Source organism: Nonomuraea sp. NPDC050691, assembly GCF_040654455.1.
Lineage (GTDB): Bacteria > Actinomycetota > Actinomycetes > Streptosporangiales > Streptosporangiaceae > Nonomuraea.
Genome location: NZ_JBFAIA010000257.1, coordinates 1 through 8,873, shown reverse-complemented (window position 1 = coordinate 8,873; position 8,873 = coordinate 1). Strand labels below are relative to the sequence as shown.

The 8,873-nt window shown below is 74.2% G+C and carries 7 protein-coding genes and 1 pseudogene; all 8 read left to right on the top strand.

What is annotated here, in order from left to right; translation table 11 throughout:
* A pseudogene (locus AB0H81_RS42165) lies at nt 1–387 on the top strand (hypothetical protein); the annotation flags it as partial.
* A gap of 99 nt (nt 388–486) precedes the next feature.
* Nucleotides 487–1,461 carry an NlpC/P60 family protein gene (locus AB0H81_RS42160; protein ID WP_358387319.1) on the top strand — a complete coding sequence of 325 codons (975 nt, stop codon included), beginning with the start codon at nt 487–489 and terminating at the stop codon, nt 1,459–1,461.
* A 247-nt stretch (nt 1,462–1,708) separates the two neighbouring features.
* On the top strand, nt 1,709–2,146 hold the full coding sequence (locus AB0H81_RS42155) for a Fur family transcriptional regulator (protein WP_358387316.1): 438 nt from the start codon (nt 1,709–1,711) through the stop codon (nt 2,144–2,146).
* A 32-nt stretch (nt 2,147–2,178) separates the two neighbouring features.
* Nucleotides 2,179–4,413 carry a catalase/peroxidase HPI gene (katG, locus tag AB0H81_RS42150; protein WP_358387313.1) on the top strand — a complete coding sequence of 745 codons (2,235 nt, stop codon included), beginning with the start codon at nt 2,179–2,181 and terminating at the stop codon, nt 4,411–4,413.
* 172 nt (nt 4,414–4,585) lie between these two features.
* Complete coding sequence (locus tag AB0H81_RS42145) at nt 4,586–6,004, top strand: MFS transporter (RefSeq protein WP_358387310.1); 1,419 nt, start codon at nt 4,586–4,588, stop codon at nt 6,002–6,004.
* A 240-nt stretch (nt 6,005–6,244) separates the two neighbouring features.
* On the top strand, nt 6,245–6,886 hold the full coding sequence (locus AB0H81_RS42140; protein ID WP_358387307.1) for a biotin transporter BioY: 642 nt from the start codon (nt 6,245–6,247) through the stop codon (nt 6,884–6,886).
* A 7-nt stretch (nt 6,887–6,893) separates the two neighbouring features.
* Nucleotides 6,894–8,408 carry an AMP-binding protein gene (locus tag AB0H81_RS42135; RefSeq protein WP_358387304.1) on the top strand — a complete coding sequence of 505 codons (1,515 nt, stop codon included), beginning with the start codon at nt 6,894–6,896 and terminating at the stop codon, nt 8,406–8,408.
* A gap of 1 nt (nt 8,409) precedes the next feature.
* Complete coding sequence (locus AB0H81_RS42130) at nt 8,410–8,832, top strand: beta-ketoacyl synthase N-terminal-like domain-containing protein (RefSeq protein ID WP_358387301.1); 423 nt, start codon at nt 8,410–8,412, stop codon at nt 8,830–8,832.
* Nucleotides 8,833–8,873 lie beyond the last annotated feature (41 nt).

Genomic DNA, 8,873 nt, shown 5'->3' with positions numbered 1-8,873 from the left:
GTCACGGCCGTGCTCACCTCCGTCACGCTCGTCCCCGCCCTGCTCGGGCTGCTCGGCCACCGCGTGAACGCGCTCAGGCTGCCCTTCCTCGGCCGCCCGATCACCCGGGCCACCGCCGCGGCCCGCGGCCTGGCGCCCGTCACCGTCCCCGTCACCGGGACGCGGACCGGGACCTGGCCGGGCGAGGTGCGCTTCCGCGGCCTGCCCGCGAGCGGCGCCGACATCACCCTGCGCGTGGCGGGTCCGGGCCCGGTCCGCGTCACGGCCATCGCCGAGACCGACGGCCTGCGTGCGGTGCCGGGGTTCACGGCCATGCCACCGTCCCTGGTGGCCTCGACCAGGGAGGACGGCGGCCTCATGGCGGTCACCCGCACCGCCGCCTTCTGACCGCGGGCGGACCCGCCGCCGAGGCCCGTGGCCGGTGAACCCGGCGAAGCCGGCACGCGTATCTGGCTTCGAGACCTACGAGGAGGCGTCGTCGTGGCCATGCCGGCAGGGCTCGGGAAGATCGCGATCGCGGCGGCGCTGGCGTCGGCCGTCCTGGTCGTCGCCCCCGGCGCCGCCGTCGCCGAGCCATCGCCGGCCAAGGTCCGGGCCCGGCTGGAGAAGCTCAACGAACGCGCCGACCAGATGGTCGAGCGGTACAACCAGGCCACCGAGGCGTACAAGAGGGCCAAGAAGAAGCACGACGGCCTCGACGCCGAGCTCGTCCGCAAGAACGCCCAGGCCGCGGAGCTGCGCGCGGATCTCATGGCGGCGGTGGTCGACGACTACCGGTCGGGCCCCGTGCCCGTCTGGGGCGGGGTCGTCGCCGACGGCGACCCGCGGGCCGTTCTGGGCGCCATGGCCACCCTTGACCGGATCGCCGAGACGAGGGCGGCGAAACTGCGGGCCTTCCAGGCGGCCACCAAGGACTTACGCGACCGGTACGGCGAGGCCCAGCGCGTCCTGGACGAGACCGAGGCGGCCCGTGACAAGGTGCGCGGCGAGAAGGCCGAGGTGGAGAAGCTGATCGCCGAGCAGACGAGGCTGCTGCGCCGGATCGGCGCCTTCAAGACCGGCAACCCGAGGAGCACGGGCATCGCGTACACCGGGCCGGCCTCCGGCAACGCCCGCGCGGCGCTGCTGTTCGCCTTCGCCCAGATCGGCAAGCCCTACCGGTACGGGGGCACGGGACCCGGCTCGTACGACTGCTCCGGCCTGACCCAGGCGGCCTGGCGCGCCGCCGGGGTCGCGCTGCCCCGCACGACCTTCACGCAGTGGAGCTGGGGCGCCGGCCGCCGCGTCCCCCTGGACGCCCTGCGACCCGGCGACCTGCTCTTCAGCAAGGGGCTGGGGCACATGGGCATGTACGCGGGCAACGGCAAGATGGTCCACGCGCCGCAGACCGGCGACGTCATCAAGCTCAGCGACCTGGACGGCTACTGGCGCGGCCGCCTCGCCGGCGCCATCCGCCCGTAGGGCGCCGCTCACTCCCGGAGGAGTGACGCCATGAGGCAGATCGTCGCGAGCCCGTTCATCTCGTTCGACGGGGAAGGCCGCGATCAAGGCCGCGCCCGCCGCGACGAGAACGACTGACCGCGGTACGGGGATGCCGGCTGACCAGCACACGCGGGCCGGCTGACCGCTGCGCGGCCTCGGCGCGGCGCTAAACTTGCAGCGTTCGTTCTCTTGTATTGTTCGTGTTTATGAAGGTAGGTTCGGCGGTATGAGCGCGCCCACGACTCCGACCACCGCCGAGGAGCTGCGCGGCGCCGGCCTGCGGGTGACGGCCGCCCGGGTCGCGCTGCTCGAGACCGTCCGGCACGGTGACCACCTCGACGTCGAGGCGATCGCCTCCGGGGTGCGCGACCGCGTGGGACACATCTCCCTGCAAGCCGTCTACGAGGCCCTGCACGCGCTCACCGCGGCGGGCCTCATACGCCGCATCGAACCGGCGGGCAGCCCGGCCCGGTTCGAGGGGCGTATCGGCGACAACCACCACCACGTCGTGTGCCGGTCGTGCGGCGTCGTCGCCGACGTCGACTGCGCGGTCGGCGAGACGCCCTGCCTGCACGCTTCCGACGACCACGGCTTCTCGATCGACGAGGCCGAGGTCATCTACTGGGGCCTGTGCCCCGAATGTTCCACCGCCTGCACTTCCTGAGCACGTGATCGGCCTAGTCCGGAGGGATTTCCATGTCTGAGAACCACGACGCGATCGTCACAGATCCGAAGACGGATGGTGAGACGGGCGGCTGCCCGGTCGCGCACGGCCGTGCCCCGCACCCCACCCAGGGCGGCGGCAACCGCCAGTGGTGGCCGGAGCGGCTCAACCTGAAGATCCTCGCCAAGAACCCCGCCGTGGCCAACCCCCTCGGTGAGGAGTTCGACTACGCCGAGGCGTTCAAGAGCCTCGACCTGGCGGCCGTGAAGCGGGACATCGCCGAGGTGCTGACGACCTCGCAGGACTGGTGGCCGGCCGACTTCGGCCACTACGGCCCGTTCATGGTCCGGATGGCCTGGCACAGCGCCGGCACCTACCGGATCAGCGACGGCCGCGGCGGCGCCGGGGCCGGCCAGCAGCGTTTCGCGCCGCTCAACAGCTGGCCGGACAACGGCAACCTGGACAAGGCCCGCCGCCTGCTGTGGCCGGTCAAGAAGAAGTACGGCCGGAAGCTCTCGTGGGCCGACCTGATGATCCTGACCGGCAACGTCGCCCTGGAGTCGATGGGCTTCGAGACCTTCGGCTTCGCCGGCGGCCGTGCCGACGTCTGGGAGCCCGACGAGGACGTCTACTGGGGCCCCGAGACCACCTGGCTCGGCGACGAGCGCTACAGCGGCGACCGCGAGCTGGAGAGCCCGCTCGGCGCGGTCCAGATGGGCCTCATCTACGTCAACCCGGAGGGCCCGAACGGCAACCCGGACCCGATCGCCGCGGCCCGCGACATCCGTGAGACGTTCCGCCGGATGGCGATGAACGACGAGGAGACGGTCGCCCTGATCGCGGGCGGTCACACCTTCGGCAAGACCCACGGCGCGGGCCCGGCCGACCACGTCGGCGCCGACCCCGAGGCCGCCCCGATCGAGGAGCAGGGCCTCGGCTGGCGCAACTCCTTCGGCACCGGCAAGGGCGGCGACACGATCACCAGCGGCCTCGAGGGCATCTGGACCAACACCCCGATCACCTGGGACAACAGCTTCTTCGAGATCCTGTTCGGCTACGAGTGGGAGCTGTTCAAGAGCCCCGCCGGCGCGCACCAGTGGCGGCCGAAGGACGGCGCCGGTGCGGGCACCGTCCCCGACGCGCACGACCCGTCGAAGAGCCACGCCCCGACGATGCTGACGACCGACCTGTCGCTCCGCTTCGACCCGATCTACGAGCCGATCTCCCGGCGCTTCCTGGAGAACCCCGCCGAGTTCGCCGACGCCTTCGCTCGGGCGTGGTTCAAGCTGACCCACCGCGACATGGGCCCGGTCGCGCGCTACCTCGGCCCGGAGGTCCCGTCCGAGGTCCTGCTGTGGCAGGACCCGCTCCCCGCGCGGACGTACGAGCTGATCGACGCCGGCGACGTCGCCGCGCTCAAGGAGCAGATCCTGGCCTCGGGCCTGTCGGTGTCGCAGCTCGTGTCCACCGCGTGGGCGTCGGCCTCGTCCTTCCGCGGCAGCGACAAGCGCGGCGGCGCCAACGGCGCCCGCATCCGCCTGCAGCCGCAGAGTGGGTGGGAGGTCAACGACCCCGACCAGCTCGCGACGGTGCTGCGCACCCTGGAGGGCGTCGCGGACGCCTTCAACGCCGCCCAGACCGGCGGCAAGCGGGTCTCGTTCGCCGACGTGATCGTGCTCGCCGGCTGCGCCGCCGTCGAGAAGGCCGCCAAGGACGCCGGCTTCGGCGTCCGGGTGCCGTTCACGCCGGGCCGCGTGGACGCCGCGCAGGACCAGACCGACGTGGAGTCGTTCGCCGCCCTGGAGCCGGCCGCCGACGGGTTCCGCAACTACCTCGGCAAGGGCAACCGCCTGCCGGCCGAGTACCTGCTCCTCGACAAGGCCAACCTGCTGACCCTGAGCGCTCCCGAGATGACGGTCCTCGTCGGCGGGCTGCGCGTCCTGGGCGCCAACCACCAGCAGTCGCCGCTGGGCGTCCTCACCACGAACCCCGGGACGCTGACCAACGACTTCTTCGTCAACCTGCTCGACCTGGGCACGACGTGGAAGGCGACGTCCGAGGACGCGAACACGTTCGAGGGCCGCGACAACGTCACGGGCGAGGTCAAGTGGACCGGCACCCGGGTCGACCTGGTCTTCGGGTCGAACTCCGAGCTTCGGGCGCTCGCCGAGGTCTACGCGAGCGACGACGCGAAGCAGCAGTTCGTGAACGACTTCGTCGCGGCGTGGGCCAAGGTCATGGACCTCGACCGGTTCGACCTGGCCTGATCACCGCCTGACGGCTGACGCCGGACGCACGAGAGCGCCGGCCCGGGTTCGCCCCGGGCCGGCGCTCTTTTCTGTTTGACATCCGGCGCCCCATGCACCACATTCATGTGCGTCACACAATATTTGCGTGACACACATGATGTGTCGCGCATGAATCAGGAAGGGGCCCCCTGTGCCCTCCCCCGCCCGCGCCGCCCCCGCCGAGACGATCTCGCCGGCCAGACGCCGTGCCGTCCTGGCCGTCGTCATCGCGGCGAGCGTCCTCGACCTCCTCGACTCCACCATCACCAACATCGCGGCGCCGACCATCGCCGCCGACCTGCGCGGAGGCGACGCCCTGATCCAGTGGCTGGGCGCCGGCTACGCCCTCGCGCTCGGCGTCCTGCTCGTGCCCGGCGGGCGGCTCGGCGACAAGTACGGCCGCCGCCGCACCTTCCTGGCCGGCATCACCGGATTCACCCTCGCCTCCCTCGCGTGCGGCCTGGCCGCCGACCCCGGCACGCTCATCGCCGCCCGGCTGGTCCAGGGGGCCTTCGGCGCCCTGCTGATCCCCCAGGGGTTCGGCATCCTCAGCGCGGTCTTCCCGCGCGACCAGATCGGCACGGCCTTCAGTGCCTTCCTGCCCGCCCTGGGCGGCTCCGCCGTCGGCGGCCCCCTCCTGGCGGCCGGCCTGATCGAGGCGGACCTGTTCGGCCTCGGCTGGCGGGCGATGTTCCTGATCAACATCGTGCTCGGCGGCGCGATCGTCCTGGCCGCCGCCCGGCTGCTGCCGAAGGACCGCGGCGACGCCGCCGTCTCCCTCGACGGTCCCGGCGCGGCCCTGCTCGCCGCGGCCATGCTCGGCCTGCTCTACGGCCTGATCGACGGCTCGGCCCACGGCTGGGGGGCCGTCCCGCTGCTGTGCCTGGGCGGCGGGCTCGCCTTCTTCGCCCTGTTCGCCCGGCGCCAGCGCACGGCGCCGAACCCGCTCATCGAGCCGTCCCTGCTGCGCAACCGCGGGTTCACCTCGGGGCTCGTCCTCGGCGCCGCGTACTTCGCCGCCGTGTCGGGCCTGCTCTACGTGCTGTCGCTGTTCATGCAGAACGGCCTGGGCTTCACGCCGGTCCGGGCGGCGCTGGGCCTGGCGCCGGTGGCGGCGGGCATCGTCGTGGCCTCCGTCGCCTGCCACCGGCTCATCGCCCGTCTCGGCCGCCGCCTCGTCGTCATCGGCCTGGTCGTCACCCTGGCCGGCACGGGCTGGCTGCTGGCCCTGGTCCTCTCCTCGGGCACCGCGGCCGGCGGCTGGTCGCTCGTCGCGCCGGTGCTCGTCGTCGGCCTGGGCATGGGCACCTGCTCCGGGACGATCTACGTCATCACGGTCGGCGACATCGACCCCGCCGAGTCCGGCAGCGCCAGCGGCTCGCTCACCGCGGTCCAGCAGCTCGCCAACGCCGTCGGAGCCGCCGCCGTGACCACCGTCTACTTCGGCTCCCTCACCGGCGGGCAGGCCACGGCGGCGGCACGCTGCCTCGCCGCGACGGCCGCGACCGCGCTCGTCTGCTGCGCCCTGGTACGGCTCCTGCCCCGCGACGCCGCCCCGCGCCACCACTGACGGCCGGGGCACCCACGGCCGGGGTACGGGCGATCCGCCCAGGCAGAGGTACGTACCGGCCGCGGGTAAGGTAAGGACCGTTTGGCACGGCGTGGCACCGGCCGGCACCTCCGGCCGGGATCGCGGCGCCGGGCTCGGCAACGGCTGAGATCGCCACCCGCCCTTCGTCAGAGGAGGGCGGGAAATGTTGTGGGATCCCGCCATGTCTGACCCACGACGTCCTGATGTGAGATCTGCTCTATGACACACGACGAACAGGTGCCGTCCCGCCCGCAGGAGTCAGGGGATCACCAGCCCCGCCGCCGGCAGCTCGCCACCGGAGACCTGGCCCGGATCAGCGTCTTCGCCGCCCTGATCGCCGTGCTCGGGCTGCCCGGCGGCATCACCGTGCTGGGCAACACGGTGCCGATCACCCTTCAGACGTTCGGCGTCATGCTGGCGGGCGCGGTCCTGGGCGCCCGGCGGGGCGCCCTGGCCGTCGCCGTCTTCCTCGTGCTGGTCGCCGCCGGCCTGCCCCTGCTGGCGGGCGGGCGCGGCGGCCTAGGGGTGTTCGCCGGGCCCTCGGCCGGGTTCCTGCTCGGCTGGCTCCCGGGTGCCGCCTTGACCGGCTGGATCGCCGGAGGCGGCGACCGGACGCCCGGCATCGTGCGGCTCCTGCTCGCGTGCCTGGCCGGCGGCGTCGGCGTGATCTACCTCGTGGGCGTCCCGGTCCAGGCGGCCGTCACCGGACTCCCGCTGGGCCGGGCCGCGCTGCTGAGTTCGGTCTTCCTGCCCGGCGACCTGGTCAAGGCCGTGCTGGCGTCGGTCGTGGCGCGAGGCGTGTACCGCGCCTATCCGGCCGCCGGCGGCGGTTCCAGGGTGCCGTCGAAGGGGAGGCTCTGACCCCGACATGCCGGTCTCCGCACATGTCCTGCGCCACGCCGCCGACCGTCCGCACCACCCGGCCGTCCGCGGCCGTTCGGGCGAGCTGAGCTACGCCGAGCTCGCCGGCCGCGTCGCCGGAGCCGCCCGGCATCTGGCGGACCTCCTGACCGGAGCCGCCCCACCCGGGCCAGACCGGCTCACCGCGGCCGCTCCTCCCCCACCGGACCGGCCCGCCACACCCCCCCTTTCCCCACCCGACCGGCCCACCGCAACCGCCCCACCCCCGCCGGACCTGAGGGCCGGCCGGGGGGCGGTGGTCGCCGTCAGCCTCGACGATCCGGTCGAGCTGCTCGTCGCCGTGCTGGCCGCCGACCTGGCCGGGGCCACGCCGCTGGTGTGCGACCCCGCCTGGGGCCCCGAGCAGCGCGCGCGGGTGATGCGGGCCGTCCCCGTGGACGCCTTCGTCGACGCCCCCCTGTCCGCCCCGGCCGTCTCCCCGCCCCCTCCCCGCGCCGCCGCGCCCGACGACCCGGCGTGGGCCTGCTTCAGCTCGGGGAGCACCGGCAGACCTCGCGCCGTGGTGCGCACCCGCGCGTCGTGGACGGCCTCGTTCCCGCACCTGGACCGTCTCACGGGAATCGGGCCCGGCGACGTCGTGCTGATCCCCGGGCCGCTGGTGTCCTCCCTGTACGCCTTCGCCGCCGTGCACACCCTGGCGACCGGCGCGACGGCCCTCCTGCCGGGCCGCTGGTCACCGGCCGGCCTGACCGCCGACCTGGCCCTGGCCACCGCCGTCCATCTCGTGCCGCACCGGCTGCCCGCCGTGCTCGACGCCCTCGGCCGGACCGCGAGCCCGCTCCGCACGGCAGTGATCGGCGGCGCCGCGCTGCCGGACGGCGCGCGCGAGCGGGCGGCGGCGGCCGGCGTCCACGTCGTGGCCTACTACGGCGCGACCGAGCTGTCCTTCGTGGCCGTGGACGCCGACGGCTCCGGGCTGCGCCCGTTCCCCGGCGTCGACATCGAGGTACGCACCCCGCCGGGGCAGCGGCTCGGGGAGGTGTGGGCCCGCTCCCCCTGGCTGTCCCAGGGGTACCTGGCCGGCGCCACCGGCCCCCTGCGCACCGACGACGCCGGCTGGATGACCGTCGGCGACCTGGCCGAGCCGTACCGGCCGGGCGAGGTCCTGCGCCTGCGCGGCCGCGGTGACGGCGCGATCCAGACGGGCGGCGCGACCGTCGTGCCGGAGGACGTCGAGGAAGTGCTCCGGAGCGTGCCGGGCGTGGGCGACATCGTGGTCGTCGGCTCGCCGCACCCCTACCTCGGCTCCGTCGTCACCGCCGTCCTGGAGACCCGCGACGCCACGCCGCCGCCGCGGGCCCGGCTGGAGGCGGCGGCGCGCAGCGGCCTCGACACCGCCCAGCGGCCCCGCCGCTGGTACGCCGTCCCCGAACTGCCCCGCACGCCCACCGGCAAGCCGGCTCGCGGGCTGGTCGCCACCCGCCTCGCCGACGGCGACCCCGGCCTGCGGCGGCTCGGCTGAGATGGCGGCCGACATCGTGACCGGGACGGGCGGCCCGCCGGTCGTCGTGGCCGCCCGCCGCACCCCCGTCGGCACCGCCGGGCACGCGTTCAAGGCCCTGACCGTCGACCGGCTCGCCGCCCCCGTCATCGCGGCGGTCGCCGGCGACGTCGCCCACCTCGGCGTGCCGGTCGAGGACGTGATCCTCGGCAACTGCATGGGGCCCGGGGGCAACGTCGCCCGCGTCTCCGCGCTGGCGGCCGGGCTGGGACACGGCGTTCCCGGCGTCACGGTCGACCGGCAGTGCGGCAGCGGACTGGCCGCGATCCTGCTCGCCGGCCAGGCGATCCGCGCCGGCGACGCGGACCTCGTCGTCGCGGGGGGCGCGGAGAGCGCGTCCATATCGGCAGCTCCTCCAGGTGGATCTTCTGGAGCTGGGAGGTGATCGCCTTCATGCCCGCCGGGTCGTCGGTCTTGACCTGGTCG